Annotated in this window: 14 protein-coding genes; 11 read left to right on the top strand and 3 right to left on the bottom strand. The window is 70.8% G+C overall.

Going from position 1 to position 15,578, the window contains the following annotated elements; translation table 11 throughout:
- Positions 1 to 73 precede the first annotated feature (73 nt).
- The 10 genes from mltG (at position 74) to BXA11_RS05225 (ending at position 9,927) form a co-directional block, all read left to right on the top strand.
- Positions 74 to 1,228 carry an endolytic transglycosylase MltG gene (mltG, locus tag BXA11_RS05270; RefSeq protein ID WP_076433227.1) on the top strand — a complete coding sequence of 385 codons (1,155 nt, stop codon included), beginning with the start codon at positions 74 to 76 and terminating at the stop codon, positions 1,226 to 1,228.
- Complete coding sequence (locus BXA11_RS05265) at positions 1,225 to 2,076, top strand: shikimate dehydrogenase (protein WP_076433225.1); 852 nt, start codon at positions 1,225 to 1,227, stop codon at positions 2,074 to 2,076. Before mltG ends, BXA11_RS05265 begins: the two co-directional genes overlap by 4 nt.
- A 206-nt stretch (positions 2,077 to 2,282) precedes the next feature.
- Complete coding sequence (gene infC, locus BXA11_RS05260) at positions 2,283 to 2,960, top strand: translation initiation factor IF-3 (RefSeq protein ID WP_076433223.1); 678 nt, start codon at positions 2,283 to 2,285, stop codon at positions 2,958 to 2,960.
- Between the two features lie 141 nt (positions 2,961 to 3,101).
- Positions 3,102 to 3,296, top strand: coding sequence for a 50S ribosomal protein L35 (rpmI, locus tag BXA11_RS05255; RefSeq protein WP_030504936.1), 195 nt, complete (start codon positions 3,102 to 3,104; stop codon positions 3,294 to 3,296).
- Between the two features lie 22 nt (positions 3,297 to 3,318).
- Positions 3,319 to 3,699, top strand: a complete 381-nt coding sequence (gene rplT / locus BXA11_RS05250) for a 50S ribosomal protein L20 (protein WP_030504935.1) — start codon at positions 3,319 to 3,321, stop codon at positions 3,697 to 3,699.
- A gap of 70 nt (positions 3,700 to 3,769) precedes the next feature.
- On the top strand, positions 3,770 to 4,603 hold the full coding sequence (locus tag BXA11_RS05245) for a TrmH family RNA methyltransferase (RefSeq protein ID WP_076433221.1): 834 nt from the start codon (positions 3,770 to 3,772) through the stop codon (positions 4,601 to 4,603).
- A 97-nt stretch (positions 4,604 to 4,700) separates the two neighbouring features.
- Positions 4,701 to 5,795, top strand: a complete 1,095-nt coding sequence (locus BXA11_RS05240; RefSeq protein ID WP_076433219.1) for a sensor histidine kinase — start codon at positions 4,701 to 4,703, stop codon at positions 5,793 to 5,795.
- A 108-nt stretch (positions 5,796 to 5,903) separates the two neighbouring features.
- Positions 5,904 to 7,004, top strand: a complete 1,101-nt coding sequence (gene pheS, locus BXA11_RS05235) for a phenylalanine--tRNA ligase subunit alpha (protein WP_030504932.1) — start codon at positions 5,904 to 5,906, stop codon at positions 7,002 to 7,004.
- The gene (locus BXA11_RS05230; RefSeq protein WP_076433217.1) at positions 7,004 to 9,574 is read left to right on the top strand and encodes a phenylalanine--tRNA ligase subunit beta; all 2,571 of its coding nucleotides are present in this window, start codon (positions 7,004 to 7,006) and stop codon (positions 9,572 to 9,574) included. The genes pheS and BXA11_RS05230 overlap by 1 nt, the downstream gene beginning before the upstream one ends.
- 107 nt (positions 9,575 to 9,681) lie before the next feature.
- A complete protein-coding gene (locus BXA11_RS05225) occupies positions 9,682 to 9,927 on the top strand; it encodes a hypothetical protein (protein ID WP_030504930.1) in 246 nt (81 codons plus the stop codon).
- An 8-nt stretch (positions 9,928 to 9,935) separates the two neighbouring features.
- On the opposite strand, the gene BXA11_RS05220 is transcribed toward BXA11_RS05225, so the two are convergent.
- Positions 9,936 to 13,115, bottom strand: coding sequence for a penicillin acylase family protein (locus BXA11_RS05220; protein WP_076433215.1), 3,180 nt, complete (start codon positions 13,113 to 13,115; stop codon positions 9,936 to 9,938).
- A 728-nt stretch (positions 13,116 to 13,843) separates the two neighbouring features.
- Between BXA11_RS05220 and BXA11_RS05215 the strand changes: the two genes are divergently transcribed.
- Positions 13,844 to 14,131 (top strand): hypothetical protein, encoded by a 288-nt coding sequence (locus BXA11_RS05215; RefSeq protein WP_143734096.1) that lies wholly within the window; start codon positions 13,844 to 13,846, stop codon positions 14,129 to 14,131.
- Positions 14,132 to 14,204: 73 nt separating this feature from the next.
- Here the strand turns inward: BXA11_RS05215 and BXA11_RS05210 are convergent, their stop codons facing one another.
- A complete protein-coding gene (locus tag BXA11_RS05210) occupies positions 14,205 to 14,816 on the bottom strand; it encodes a Uma2 family endonuclease (protein ID WP_076433211.1) in 612 nt (203 codons plus the stop codon).
- Between the two features lie 262 nt (positions 14,817 to 15,078).
- Positions 15,079 to 15,578 (bottom strand): RICIN domain-containing protein (locus BXA11_RS05205; RefSeq protein ID WP_143734095.1); only part of this gene is annotated, 500 nt, incomplete at its 5' end.

Below are 15,578 nucleotides of genomic sequence, written 5' to 3'. Positions count from 1 at the left end.
GTCCCGAACCCCCTCGGTTTGGCACACCCGCTTGACGGGAGGCCTCTCGTACCGAGAGATTGGCCAGCGCACTATGAATGATCTGGACATGGACTTCCTGCTCGGCGCCGAGGACGACGACGGTTCTCCCCGGCGCCGGTCCTCTGGCAGCCGGACCCAGCAGCGGCGCAGCCGCAGACGCCGCAAGAGACAGCGGCGCAAGGGCAGGGTCGCCACGCTGTTCGCCGTCGTGATCATCGTCGCGGTCCTCGGAGGCCTCGGCTACTTCGGATTCACCTGGGCGCGCAGCGTGATGATCCCCAAGGACTTCACCGGGGAGGGGCGCGGAGAGGTCGTCGTCGAGATCGAGGAGGGCGCGAGCGCCACCGACGTCGCCCAGATGCTGGAAGACGAGGGCGTCGTGGCCAGCGCGCGGGCGTTCGTCAACGCCATCGGCGCGGCCGGAAAGAGCTCCTCGCTCCAGCCGGGCCAGTACGAGATGCGCAAGGGCATGTCCGCCGCGTCGGCCCTGGCCCTGCTCGACCCCAAGAACCGGGTGCTCAACCGGCTGACCATCCGCGAGGGGTTGCGGCTCAGCAAGATCTACGAGGAGCTGTCCACCGCCACGGGCAAGCCGGTCGAGGACTTCAAGAAGGCCGCTCGTGCCGACATCGGGCTTCCCTCGTACGCCAAGGGCCGTCTGGAGGGCTTCGCGTTCCCGGCGACGTACGAGATCAGCAGCAAGCTCACCCCGCAGCAGATCCTCACCAAGATGGTCGACCGGTTCAACCAGACCGCGGACCGGGTCGACCTGGAGGGCCAGGCGAAGCAGCTCGGCTTCAGCGCCAAGCAGATCGTCACCATCGCCAGCATCGTGCAGGCGGAGTCGGGCAGCGCCGAGGACATGCCGAAGGTCGCCCGGGTCATCTACAACCGGCTGACCTCCAACCCGCAGATGAAGCTGGGCATGGACAGCACGGTCATGTACGGCCTGAACAAGTACGGCATCGCGGCCTCGCACGCCGACCTGGAGAGCACCTCGCGCTACAACACGTACAAGTACTTCGGCCTGCCGCCCGGTCCGATCAGCAACCCCGGCGACCACGCGATCGAGGCCGCGCTGCACCCGGCGGACGGCAACTGGCTGTACTTCGTGACGGTCGACCCCAAGCGGGGCATCACCAAGTTCACCGACAAGGAGTCGGAGTTCTGGAAGCTCCGCGACGAGTTCAACAGGAACAACAAATGACCGTGACCGGCCAGGGGACCGGTCGTCGCGCCGCCGTGCTGGGCTCCCCGATCGCGCACTCGCTCTCCCCGGTCCTGCACCGGGCGGCGTACGCGGCGATGGGACTGCACGACTGGCGGTACGACGCGATCGAGTGCGCCGAGGACGGGCTGGCCGATCTGATCGGCGGGCTCGGTCCGGAATGGGCGGGGCTGTCGCTCACGATGCCGCTCAAGCGCGCCGTGCTGCCGTTGCTCGACGTCGTCTCCGACCTCGCGCTGGCGGTCGGCGGCGCCAACACGGTGGTGTTCCGCGACGGCGCGCGGTACGGCGAGAACACCGACGTGTACGGCATCGTCCGGGCGCTCGCGGAGGCGGGCGTGCCCGCGCCGGCCTCCGCGGTCGTCCTCGGCGGCGGCGCCACCGCCGCCTCGGCCGTCGCCGCTCTGCGAGAGATGGGCCTCGCGGAGGTCACGCTGGTCGTGCGCGATCCGAGCCGGGCGGGAGAGACCCTGAGAGTCGCCGAGCGCCTCGGCGCGACCGTGACCCTGCGCTCCTTCGGCGACTTCGATCCCGAGGCCGACCTGGTGGTCTCCACGCTGCCGTCCGGCGCGGCCGACGCGCTGGCCGAGCGGGTCGCGGCCCGTCTGTCCGAGAAGGCGGCGCTGTTCGACGTCGTCTACGCGCCCTGGCCGACGCCGCTGGCGACTGCGGCGGGGAGGCGGGGGCGCACCGTGATCGGCGGCCTGCCGATGCTGCTGCACCAGGCCGTGCGGCAGGTCGAGCTGATGACCGGCCGCACGGACGTGCCGGTGGAGGCCATGCGTGCCGCCGGCGAGGCCGAGATCGCCCGGCGCGCCGCCTCCTGAGCGGCCCCCTGGGGCTCCCGTGGCACCCCCACGGGAGCCCCAGGAATACATCGGAGGGCCTTCCGGTTTGTGGTAGCGTAGGAACTCGATCGGTCCGGCATGAGCTGGACGCGCAAGCGGAGGTCCTCCTCCCACCTGCTCCGCCGAAAGGCGGGCGGGTTAAGGATCACACCGGAGTTTTCGGCAGGAGAGCTCAGTGACCCCGCATGCGTGACGTGCGGGGTTTTGTTTTTCGCCCGCACGGTCGAGACAAGCGGAAGTCTTTTGGAGGTCCCATCAGCACCGAGCCCCGCATCAACGACCGTATTCGCGTGCCCGAGGTGCGCCTCGTCGGCCCGAACGGCGAACAGGTCGGCATCGTCTCCATCGGCGATGCACTGAAGCTGGCGCAGGAGAGCGATCTCGACCTGGTGGAGGTCGCGGCGACGGCCCGCCCGCCCGTCTGCAAGCTCATGGACTACGGCAAGTTCAAGTACGAGTCGGCCATGAAGGCACGCGAGGCCCGCCGCAACCAGGCGCACACGATCATCAAGGAGATCAAGCTCCGGCCGAAGATCGACCCGCACGACTACGAGACCAAGAAGGGTCACGTCGTGCGCTTCCTGAAGGCCGGAGACAAGGTCAAGGTCACGATCATGTTCCGGGGCCGCGAGCAGTCCCGGCCCGAGCTGGGCTTCCGGCTCCTGCAGCGCCTCGCCGAGGACGTCACCGACCTGGGGTTCGTCGAGTCGCAGCCGAAGCAGGACGGTCGCAACATGATCATGGTGATCGGGCCGCACAAGAAGAAGGCCGAGGCGAAGGCCGAGAAGGCCGCCGCCAAGGCCCGCGGCACCGGCGAGCAAGAGGCGGAGCCCCTCGAGGAGCAGGCCGCACAGCCGCAGTGACGCCCGCCTGCACCACCCGGCGGGACACCGCAGACGTACACGGAAACCGAGACCGGGGCGGTCTCGCGGAGTAAGGCAGGCCGCCGGCCCGGGCTACGAGCCTGGGCCGTCGGCACGGACGAAAGAGGAGAGACGGCTGAGATGCCGAAGATGAAGACGCACAGCGGTGCGAAGAAGCGGTTCCGGCTCACCGGATCCGGCAAGGTTGTCCGCCGCCGCGCCAACCGGCAGCACCTGTTCGAGCACAAGCCGTCCACTCGCACGCGCCGTCTCGAGGGTGTCGTCGTCATGTCCGACGCCGACACCAAGAAGATCAAGAAGCTGCTCGCGAAGTAACGACCCGGGGAGATAGAACAACATGGCACGCGTGAAGCGGGCGCTCAACGCCAAGAAGAAGCGCCGGGTCGTCCTCGAGCGGGCAAGTGGTTACCGCGGGCAGCGGTCGCGGCTCTACCGCAAGGCCAAGGAGCAGATGCTCCACTCGATGACCTATGCGTACCGGGACCGCAAGGACAAGAAGGGCACGTTCCGCCGGCTGTGGATCCAGCGGATCAACGCCGCCGCCCGCGCGAACGGCATCACCTACAACCGGTTCATCCAGGGCCTGCGCCTGGCCGGCATCGAGGTGGACCGCAAGATCCTCGCGGACCTCGCGGTGAACGACGCGCAGACCTTCGCCACGCTGGTCGAGTCCGCCAGGAAGGCGCTCCCGTCCGACGTGAACGCGCCGGTCGCCTGACACCTGCGCACAGACGAGGGCCCGCCGCCTGCGGCGGGCCCTCATTCACGTCAAGGGGGGACAAGCGGGCATGGCGGAGCTCACCAACATCAAGTCGCCGCGCGTCAAGGCGGCCCGCAGGCTGACCAAGCGGGCTTTCCGGGACCGCGACCGGGCGTTCCTGGCGGAAGGGCCGCAGGCGGTCCGCGAGGCCCTCGCGCTCAAGGACGTCACGGTCGAACTGTTCACGACGGTCGAGGCGGAGACGCGGCACGCCGACATCGTGGCCGCCGCCCTCGCGGCGGGCGTCCCGGTCCACCGCGCGAGCGGCGAGGTCATGTCGGAGCTGACCCAGACGGTCACCCCACAGGGCCTGCTCGCCGTGTGCCGGTTCGTGCACGTACCGCTGGCCGAGGCGGTGCCGCGGGGGGCCCGCCTGGTGGCGATCCTCGCCCACGTGCGCGATCCCGGCAACGCCGGGACGGTCCTGCGCACCGCCGACGCCGCGGGCGCCGACTCGGTGGTGTTCACCGACGCGTCGGTGGACCCGTACAACGGCAAGTGCGTGCGGGCCAGCGCGGGCAGCCTGTTCCACCTGCCTGTCGTGACCGGCACTTCCGTGGCGGACGCCGTACGGCACGCGCGGGAGGCGGGGCTGCGCGTGTTCGCGGCCGACGGCGCGGGCACCCGGACGCTCGACGAGGTCGCCCTGGACGCGCCCGCCGCCTGGCTGTTCGGCAACGAGGCGTGGGGACTGCCACCCGAGCTCCTCGCGCTGGCCGACGAGGTGGTGCGCGTCCCGATCTACGGCCGGGCGGAAAGCCTGAATCTCGCCACCGCCGCCGCGGTCTGCCTGTACGCCTCCGCGCGCGCTCAGCGGCAGACCTTACATTCCGTGGAAGATCCCACTACCCCGGCGCTCTGAGGCTGCTGCCGAGCCCGGGAAACCCGCTATTGTCGGCGAAGGAGTCGCGCAGGACGTCGGCGGCGCGCGCAGTTCCGGAGCTCGAGGAGGCGGTCTCGTGCGAGGTGACGACACCCCCGGCGGCGCCCTTGAGGGGGACGCCGGAGGGCGGGCGCACATCGACGTCGACGACCTTCCCGACGGCCTCGTCGCCACCGACGCCGACGGCCTGATCCTGATGGTCAACCGGGCCGCCGAGCGCCTGACCGGGGTGGCCCGCGAGGCGGCGGTGGGCAGGCCCATCGGCGACGTGCTGCCGATGCGCGACCAGGACGGCCGCGACTGGTGGAAGTGGCTCGACCCGCAGGGCGGGTTGTCCACCCGCAGCCGCCAGCCGGAACGGCCGCTGCACCTGCCCGGACGCCAGGAGATGCTGGTCGCCGCGCGTTTCGTCCGCACGCCGCCGCGCGGCGGCCGCGTTGAGCGCGTCGTGATCACGCTGCGCGACGCCTCGGCGCGCGCTCGGATCGAGCGCAGCCGCGCCGACCTGGTCTCGACCGTGGCCCACGAGCTGCGCTCGCCGCTGACCAGCGTCAAGGGGTTCACCGCGACGCTGCTGGCCAAGTGGGACCGCTTCACCGACGCCCAGAAGCGCGTCATGCTGGAGACGGTCAACGCGGACGCCGACCGGGTGACGCGGCTGATCACCGAGCTGCTCGACGTCTCGCGCATCGAGTCCGGCAGGCTGGAGATCCACCGCCAGATCGTGGACGTGCCGGCCCGGGCCCGCAGGATCATCGCCGGCAGGGTGGCGGCGGGGGAGCCGGAGGACCGTTTCCGGCTGGAGGTCCTCGGCGAACTGCCGGAGATGTGGCTCGATCAGGACAAGATTGACCAGGTTCTCGCGAACCTGGTGGAAAACGCGGTGCGCCACGGACGCGGTACGGTGACCATAGTGGTGGAGCCGGTCGAATGGGGAGTGGCGGTGTCGGTGCGGGACCAGGGTGAGGGCGTGGCCCCCGAGCTGGTCGGCCGCGTCTTCCGCCAGTTCTGGCGGGGCAACGGCCGCCGCCGAGGAGGGACCGGCCTCGGTCTGTTCATCGTCAAGGGCCTCGTCGAGGCCCACGGCGGCACCATCAGCGTGCAGCGCGCGCCCGGCGGCGGCGCGGAGTTCCGATTTACCTTGCCCACCGGCACCCCTGATTTCGCCTGAGCCTTTTCCACAGGCCGATCGCGCGGAGGACGGCCCGGTGGGCTGATCGGACTAAACTGACCACGCTGAGCGCAGGGCGCTCGCAGCCCCTGGATACGGAGCTCTCTCTTGTCGAACACCTATGACCCGGTCGAGGTGACGCCGCTGCACGCCGACGAGGTCGTGCAGGCGCAGGCCGACGCCCTCGCCGCCATCGCCGCGGCGCGCGACCTCGACGATCTGAAGCAGGCCAGGCTCGCCCACGCGGGCGACCGCTCGCCGATCGCACTGGCTAACCGTGAGATCGGCGCACTGCCGCCGGCGGCCCGCGCCGAGGCGGGCAAGCGGATCGGCGCCGCGCGCAAGGCCATCGGTGAGGCGCTCGCCGCCCGCCAGGCCGAGCTGGAGGCCGAGCGGGACGCGCGGGTCCTCATCGAGGAGACCGTCGACGTCACGCTGCCCTGGGACCGCGCGCCGCGAGGCGCCCGGCACCCGCTGACCACCTTGCAGGAGCGCATCGCCGACGCGTTCGTGGCGATGGGTTACGAGATGGCGGAGGGCCCCGAGCTCGAAGGCGAGTGGTTCAACTTCGACGCGCTGAACATCGCCCCCGATCATCCGGCCCGGTCCGACCACGACACGTTCTTCGTGGAGAGCGTCGATTCGGGGAAGGTGCTGCGCACCCAGACCTCGCCGGTGCAGATCAGGGCCCTGCTGTCGCGCCCGCTGCCCGTCTACGTGGTGTCGCCGGGCAAGACCTTCCGCACCGACGAGCTGGACGCCACGCACACGCCGGTCTTCCACCAGGTCGAGGGCCTGGCGATCGACAAGGGGCTGACGATGGCCCACCTCAAGGGCACGCTCGACCGGTTCGCGGAGGTGATGTTCGGCGCCGGGATCACCACCCGGTTCCGGCCGCACTACTTCCCGTTCACCGAGCCGTCGGCCGAGCTCGACCTGCGCTGCTTCGTCTGCCGCGGCTCCTCGGCGGTGCCGGGCAACCCGCCCTGCCGCACCTGCAAGTCGGAGGGCTGGATCGAGTGGGGCGGCTGCGGCATGGTCAACCCGCGCGTGCTGCTGGCCTGCGGCGTCGACCCCGCCGTCTACTCGGGATTCGCCTTCGGCATGGGCGTGGAGCGGACGCTGATGTTCCGCCACAACGCCGAGGACATGCGTGACATGGTCGAGGGCGACATCCGGTTCACCCTGCCGTTCGGGATGGAGGTCTGATGAAGGTCCCGCTTTCATGGCTGCGGGAGTACGTCGATCTCCCCGCGGTCACCGCCCAGGAGGTGGCCGACCGGCTCACCGCCGCCGGCCTCAAGCTGGAGGCCATCCACTCGCACGGCCACGAGATCAAGAACGTCGTGGTCGGCCGGGTCCTCGAGATCGAGGAGCTGACCGGGTTCAAGAAGCCCATCCGGCACTGCAAGGTCGAGGTGGGGGAGGCGACGCCGCGTGAGATCGTCTGCGGCGCGACGAACTTCTCCGTGGGCGCCGTGGTCCCGGTCGCGCTGCCCGGCGCGGTGCTTCCCGGCGGTTTCGAGATCGGCTCCCGCAAGACCTACGGGCGCCTGTCCGACGGCATGATCTGCTCGGAGGCCGAGCTCGGCATCGCCGAGTCGTCTCCGGGCATCCTGCTGCTGCCGCAGGGCACCCCGATCGGCGCCGACGTGGTCGAGCTGCTCGGCCTGCGTGACGACGTGCTCGAACTGGAGGTCGCCACCGACCGCGGATACGCCCTGTCGATCCGCGGCGTCGCCCGCGAGGCGGCCATCGCGTTCGGCGTGCCGTTCCGCGACCCGGCCGCGACCGAGGCGGAGTCCGGCGGCGGCGAGTCGTGGCCCGCGTCGATCGCCGACCCCTCCGCCTGCGACCGCTTCGTGCTGCGCTCGGTCACCGGGTTCGACCCGGCCGCGGAGTCCCCGCTGTGGATGCGGGTGCGGCTGGACCGCGCCGGCATGCGTTCGGTCTCGCTGGCCGTCGACATCACCAACTACGTGATGCTGGAGCTCGGCCAGCCCCTGCACGCCTTCGACCGGTCGCGCCTGTCCGGCCCGATCGTCGTACGGCGGGCCAGGCCGGGGGAGACCCTGGAGACGCTCGACCACGTGGTGCGGACGCTCCACGACGAGGACATCCTCATCACCGACGACTCGGGCCCGATCTCGATGGCCGGCACGATGGGCGGCCTGCACACGGAGATCTCCGAGGTCTCGACCGACATCGTCATCGAGGCGGCGCACTTCTCCGCCACCGGCATCGCCCGCGAGTCGCGGCGGCACAACCTTGTGAGCGAGGCGTCCAAGCGCTTCGAGCGCGGCGTCGACCGCGAGCTGCCGCTGGCCGCGTCGTGGCGTGCCGTCCAGCTCCTCGTCGAGCTGGGCGGGGCCGTCGCCGGCCCCGGAGTGACCCACACCCAGGTGGAGGTTTCGCCGGTGCGGATCACCATCCCGGCCGACCACCCCAGCCGTGTGGCGGGCGTGACGTACGAGCGGGAGACCGTGATCCGCAGGCTGGAGCAGATCGGCTGCACGGTGACGGAGGGCGCCACCCCCGCAGCCTCGGCCGGGCACGGCGTCGCGGCCACCGGGGTGCTCGCCTCCGGCGACCTCGCCGACCGGCTGACCGCCCACGGCGACGACCTGATCACGGTCACACCGCCGACGTGGCGCCCCGACCTGACCGACCCGAACGACCTCGCGGAGGAGGTCATCCGGCTGGAGGGGTACGACCGCATCCCGTCGGTCCTGCCGCCCGCCCCGGCCGGGGGCGGGCTGACCGAGGCGCAGCGGATGCGCCGCCGAGTGGGCCGCGCCCTGGCCCACGCGGGATACGTGGAGGTGCTCGCCTACCCGTTCATGGGGCCGCGCGACCTCGACAACCTGCTGCTGCCCGAGCAGGACCCCCGCAGGCGGGCGACCCGGCTGGTCAACCCGCTCAGCGAGGACGAGCCGTACATGCGGACCACGCTGCTGCCGGGCCTGCTGAAGACCCTGGTGCGCAACGTGGGCCGCGGCCACGCCGACGTGGCGCTGTTCGAGTCCGGGCTGGTCTACCGGCCCGAGCCGCAGGCCCCTGCGACGGCTCCGGTCCTCCCGGTCGACCGCAGGCCCACGGAGGAGGAGCTGGCGGCGATCGAGGCGGCGCTGCCGAGGCAGCCGCTCCGGGTGGCCGTGGTGCTGGCGGGAGAGTTCGAGCGCTCCGGCTGGTGGGGCGAGGGCCGGCAGGCGTCCTGGGCCGACGCGGTCGAGGCGGCTCGCACGGTCGCGCGCGCGGCGGGCGTGGAGCTCGGCGTCCGGGCCGATCAGCACGAGCCGTGGCATCCCGGGCGATGCGCCGCGCTGACCGTCACCGACGCCGAGACCGGTGAGACGGTGCTTGCCGGTCACGCCGGCGAGCTGCACCCCCGGGTCGTCGAGGCCTACGGGCTGCCGCCGCGCACCTGCGCGATGGAGCTGGAGCTGTCGCTGCTCAGCCCTGACGGGCCGGTGCAGACGCCCGCCGTGTCCGCCTACCCGGTGGCCACGCAGGACGTCGCGCTGACCGTCGCCGTCTCCACCCCGGTCGCCGAGGTCGAGGCCGCCCTCCGGGCGGGGGCGGGCGAGCTGCTGGAATCGATCAGGCTGTTCGACGTCTACACGGGCCCGCAGGTGGGCGAGGGCAACAAGTCCCTGGCCTACACGCTGCGGTTCCGGGCGCCCGACCGCACGCTCACGGCGGAGGAGACCACGGCGGCGCGCGACGCCGCCGTCGCCCTCGCCGCCGAGCGCACCGGAGCCCAGCTCCGCGGCGCCTGAGCGATGATCACCTGGGCATGATCGCCTGAGCGGGTGCCGGCCGGTGTGAAGCCACGCCGTGCGGATGCACCGGGCCGGCACCCGCGGTCGTCTCTCCCGGAGGAGCGTTGCGTCACCTGCTGGTGTTCCCCGAGCGGGACAGCGCGGAGGAGTCCGCCGAGACCGTCGCCGAGCTGTTCCCGGCACTCGGCGTTCCCGGCGTCCTCCGTGAGTTGCTCGCGGGCGAGGACGACGCCGAGGACGCCCAGTGGGTGGTCGTCGTGGACGACCCGCACGGCGCCCTCGGCCCGGACGACCTCGCCCGGCTCGACGCCCTCGCCGAGGAGGGCGAGGGCTGGCGCGAGCCGGGCTGACCGCCGTCCTACCTGCCGTACACCTCGAAGGAGTACAGCGAGTAGCCGTAGCCGGTGCCGCGTTTTACGCCCTGCATCCGCACGTACCGCGCGCCGGTCGGCGCGAACGTGACGTTGTCCACGCCGCCGTCGCCTGTGGTCGTCTGCGCGACGGTGGTCCACGTGGCGCCGTCCGGCGAGGTCTGGATCCGGTACGACGAGCCGTAGGCCGTCTCCCAGCGCAGGATCACCCGTCCCACGGTCTTCGCCGAGCCTAGATCGACCTGGACGTACTGGTTGTCGCTCCACCCGCTCGCCCACCGGCTGGCCGGGTCCCCGTCGACGGCCTTGGCGGGGGTGTAGGAGCCCTGTGTGCTCGACGCGCTCGCCGTACGGCCAAGGGCGAGGTCGGTCACGTCGTCGCCTCGGTGGGCCGGGAACGAGACCACCTGCTGGTAGGTCGGCCGGTTCTGCCAGGAGATCAGCGAGTGCTTGACGCCGCCGAGCGGCGACTGCCGGACGGCGTCGGCGCACCACTGGTCGCCCGCCGAGCAGGAGTCGTCACCCGGGTAGGTCGTCGCCGCCGGTTCGGCGAGCGCAGCCGACAGGCTGTCCAGCAGGACCGTACGGCAGGCCGCCACGGTCGCCCCGCAGTACTTCGCCGGCAGGGGAGCGGCCACCGGGTCGCCCAGCACGGCCCGGATGTCCTTGTCCACGTAGCCCCACCAGCCGTACTGGAACGACGACCCCTTGTGGGCCTGCGCCTCGTTGGCCGAGCCGGGCAGCGAGGAGACGTCGCCCTGCTGGTGCCCGGACGGCGACTCGTTGATCTGCAACGCGTTGACCAGCGACTGGTAGAGCCCGTCGCCCAGTCCGGGCCGGAACTGCGCCCGCACCAGCTTCGGCCACCAGGCGTCGAAGATCCGGATGGCGTCAGCATGGGCGTAGGTCTTGCTGCCCTTGGCGGTTTCCTCCCGCCTGGCGCCGGCGGCGGCCCAGGCCGACAGCTTGGAGACGGCCGAGGCCAGGGCGGGGTCGGACACGGACGCGCTGTCGATCACGCGCAGCAGCTTGGGGAGCACCTTCCACCCGCGCAGGTCGGTCGTCGCCGCCGCTGCCATGATCTTCACGACCCCGGCGCGGTCGAGGGTGCCCGAGGACAGGGCCGCCTTGACCGGCGCGTCGAGCAGGTCGGCCCGGTGGACCGCCCCGAAGCTGAAGTTGCCGTCGGACGCGCCGAAGTCCTTGGCCTGCTTGTTGTTCCAGCTCACGAAGTAGTCCTGGTTGACCGCCTGCGGGTGCGTCGAAGGCGGAACGTAGGACGCCGTGTTGGCCGCGGGGTCGAAGCCGCTCCACTCGTGCGCGGCGTCGCCCGTCATGGGCAGGTTCGGGTCGGACACCGCCGACCGCACGGGGACGTTGCCGGACATGAAGTACGCCGCGTCGGTGGAGTTCACGTAGAACCAGTTGAACGCGAAGCCGATGGTGGAGGCCGAGTCACGGAAGGCCGCCGCCGAGCCCATCTCCGCCGGGTCGTTGAACATCTGGAAGCCGATCGCGGAGTCCGCCTCGTGCTGGTAGGTCGAGCGCAGCGTGGTGAAGGCCGTCGGCACGCCGCCGACCGTGCCCCGCCAGGTGACCAGGCCATACTTGGTGCGCTCGACGACCAGGTCGTACGACCCGGCCGCGGTGGAGTCGGCCGTGCTGGGCTTCCAGGAGTTGGTCTTCTTCAGCGTCTCCATCGGCGTGCAGACGCCGTGGTAGAGGTAGTGGTCGCCGGCGACCGTGGGCGTGCCGCCGTTCGGGTCGCAGAGCGTCACTGCGTAGGTGTCGGTGATGTCCTCGGCCGCGGAGGTGGCGCTCCAGGCGTAGTCGGTGCCGCGTCCGAGCAGCACGTAGAGGTTGAGCCCGGCGAAGGCCGCGCCGCGTGCCCGGACACCGGGCCCGGACAGCTCTTCCAGCATGAGCAGTTGCGGCGCGAAGTAGCCGGTCTGCGGGCCGAACACGGCGATCGGGTGGCCGCCGGTCGCCTTGGCGGCCGAGACCACGATGGCGTTGGACATGTCCGGCTTGGAGCTGTCCACGGTGAGCCCGGTCAGCGCGCTCGTGACCTGCGTGGTGGCGGACCTCGCGGTGCCGGTCTCGTTGGCCGTGATGTCGACCGGCGCGGTCGTGCCCGCGTCGGGCAGCACCACTCCGGTCGCGCCGGCCGGGGCCGTCCCGAAGGGGAAGCTCTGGTCGCTGTGCAGGGTCAGCACGGTCTCCGGGTCGTTCTGCGAGCGCAACGACGCCCACGCCTGGTCGCCCGCGGCTGTGCCGTACCTCGCCCGCGCGGCCACGCGTACGAGGGCGGACTGCATCTCGGCGCCGCCCCCACCGCCGAAAAGGCCGCCGATCACGCCGGAGATCGCGATCAGGTCGGTCATCCGGAAGTCCTCAGGGCCGCCCTTGTTCGTGATCGCGTCGAGATGGCCGGTGAGCACGTACTCACCCGGGCAGTTGCGGCCGGCCATGCAGTGGTCGATGTACGCGTTGATGCCGGCGACGTAGTTCTGCACGTCCGCATAGAGCTGGGCGCCCCGGGTCCCGGCCGTCTTCAACCGGTCGATCTGGGCCTGGAGGTCGGCCTCGGTGTAGGGGGAGTTGCGCCAGACGCTCTGCTCCAGCTCCCTGTTGCCCGCGGCGCCGCCGGCGAACGGCGTCAGCTCGCCGCGGCCGACGTGGCGCATGAGGTCCATCAGCCACAGCCGGTCCTGCGCGCCGGCATAACCCGCGCCGAACATGGTGCCCTCGCGGGTGGTGCCGGTGACGTGCGGGACGCCGGTCGCCTTGTCGCGGACGATGGTGACGTCCGAGCGCGGGCTCACCGTGCTCTCGACCTGGTTCGCCGGCACGCCGAACGCGCTGTCGTTGAAGAACGCGGAGATCTGCTCGTCGGTCAGGCCGGTGTAGCCCGAGAGCAGGTCGGCGTACTTGCCGAGCTGGTCCTTACTGTGGGCCGGATACGTGCCGAGGGCCTGGTTGCCCAGGATGTCGACGAGTGTGGCGTTGCCGTTCTGGCCGGGCGGCAGGATGTCGGCGCACTGGCCGAGGCAGTAGTCGTCGGACGGGTAGTAGGGGGCCGCGGCGGCCGGCGCCGCCGGCAGGCCGACGGCGACGAGGGCCAGCGCGGCGGCAGCGGTGATCGCCCGTCGAAGGCGCGCGTGCATGGGGGAACTTCCCTTCGCGATGTCGGGGGGTGAAGGGACCGAGGGCGGTGCTGTTCACGCGCGCGAACGTGAGCGAGGCTCGACTCTGGACGATACGCGCGGGTAACCAGAGGATCAATGCCCATTTCACGGTGATCGCCTCCGCGCGCCTGACCGCCACCGGTGTGCCGGGTGCCGGGAGAGCGGGGAGGGTGGCTGCTTCCCGAGTTCGGCGCGCGCCATTCCCGCCGTGTCTTCTCGGTGAGATCTAGAGAAAAGATGGATTTCCTCAATGGTGCAGATCACATTGGTTGCGATGGACGTCGATGATCTCGTGCCGGTAAATTCCGATTGGTTGCATGGACACCGTTCCCGCACCCCGAGAATGGTGACGACCGCGACGACACCATGGTCTCCGGGGCCACCAGCGGCGCGGCCGGCGCGGACACCAAACGCCGGGATGTGTCGGCGGTACGGCGGGACGCCTGCATGACGGCCTACGGCCCGAGGCTCGACGACAGCCGGCTCGACCTGATGGGGAAGACACACGCGATGTTGATGAGCCGCCTTCTCCCCGTCGTCGCGGCCGCCTTCACGCTTGTGGCCGTACTCGCGGCCTGCACGCAACGAGAGGGGGCGCGGTCAGCATCATGCGGTCCAACGACGGCGCCCCCTCCGTCACCTGGTGCGACGACTCCCCGCCCCGCCAGATCACGGTTTTCATCGAGGAGAGAGAGTCGGAGAAGCCGGTGGCGAAGTTCACCACCGCGAAAGGCCGCGACCATTTCACGTGGCTGGATCCGAAGTCGCCGGGATCGGACTGGATCCTGCTTTCCGGTGACGCCCTGCTGGTGCCCGGCGTCACCTACCGCCTCATGGCGTGGCCTGATGCGGGCAAGGACATGTCCTACGGTCAGGTGTCTTTCACGCTGGCGGATTTCGACGACCTGAAGCCGGGCCAGATCGCCGGCGGGTATCCGGGGGAGAGCTTCACGAGGAGCGGATTCATTAGATACGCGCAGGACGTCTGCCGCTGAACATTCGTCACCGTCCCCCGGTCGTGCTGACGTTTTCGAGGCCGGAGAGCGCCCGGCCCGTCGTGGGCGGAGTTCAGAGAGCGTCGATCTCGGTGAGGTCGATGTCCACGTCGAAGGGCACCGCCAGCTTGAGCCGGTCGTGGTGGATCCCGGTCAGCGCGTATGCCGTGGTGGCCGGGTCGAGTTCGTACACGTAGACCGTGGGCCGCCCCGCCTGGTTCTCAATGCGCCAGAAGTGCGCGATCCCCGCCTCGGCGTAGAGCTGCGGCTTGCGCTTGCGATCCCGCTCCTCCGAGTCCGGCGAGACGACCTCGATGACCAGAAGCACGTCACTCGCCTCGTAGGCCGTCTGTTCCGGTGCCTGGTCCGCCTCGGCGCGGATGACGCAGACATCCGGTTCCGGCCGTTGGCGTGGGCCAAGTATCACGCTCATCTCGCGGCGTGCGCGCAGCCCCCGGGGCAGATGACGCCGCAGTCCCGCTGTGAGGAGATCGACAGCTCGCGTGTGAAAGGAGGCTTGGGGGCTCACGAAGACCAAGCTTCCATCAATCAACTCTGTGTGCGCAGGAAGTTGCGGCATGTGATCGAGGTCGGCCGCCTTGAAACCTTCCGCCGGAGGAAAGATCCAGCTCGGGAGACCGTGCGTGTCACTCAATGGCGCTTCGCTCCATGCCTCTGCCGTCATGCGCTCACCGTAGCAACGCGTGAGCGCCTCGCGATGTGTTTCCCCGGCTGGCGGGGTGCGCGAACACTCGTACGTTCGCAATAGGACGAGCGGACGACAAGGGGTGCGGCGCTCCGGGAGAGCGCCGCACCGTTCCCGGCGGTCGGCCCACGCGGCGGGAGACCGACGGCCAGGTTCATACGATCAAGGGGTGGCCGGGTCGTGGCCCGCGGTGCGCCGGGGGTGTTCCGCACGTGTTCCGCACTACGGGCCACAGGTCGGGCTATCTGTTCCAGGTCCACTTCTGGTTGGCGCCGCCGTGGCAGGCGTACAGCTGGATCTGGGTGCCGTTGCCGGTGCCCTGCCCGACCGCGTCCAGGCACAGCCCGGACTGGACGCCCTGGATGCTGCCGTCGGAGTTGACGCGCCACTTCTGGTTGTCGCCGCCCCAGCAGCTGTAGATCTGCACCTTGGCGCCGTTGCCGGTGCCGGCCGCGTCCAGGCACTTGTTGCCGTACACGCGGATCTCACCGGCAGAGGTGGAGCTCCAGGTCTGGTTGGTCTGGCCGTTGCAGTCGTACAGCTGCACCTGGGTGCCGTCGGAGGTGCTCGCGTTCGGCACGTCCACGCAGCGGCCTGAGGCGACACCCCTGATCGACCCGCTGCCACCACCGGAGGTGGGGGTCGCGCTGGGCGACTGGGGGTTTGTGGGGGATGGGGAGGTGGGTCCGCTGCCGTCGGGGGCGATGGCGCGTCCGGTGGTGGGGGAGATCATGCCGGCGC

It is taken from the genome of Microbispora rosea, assembly GCF_900156315.1.
GTDB lineage: Bacteria > Actinomycetota > Actinomycetes > Streptosporangiales > Streptosporangiaceae > Microbispora > Microbispora rosea.
Note: the sequence above shows the minus strand (reverse complement) of the source record. Positions and strands in the feature narration are given on the sequence as shown.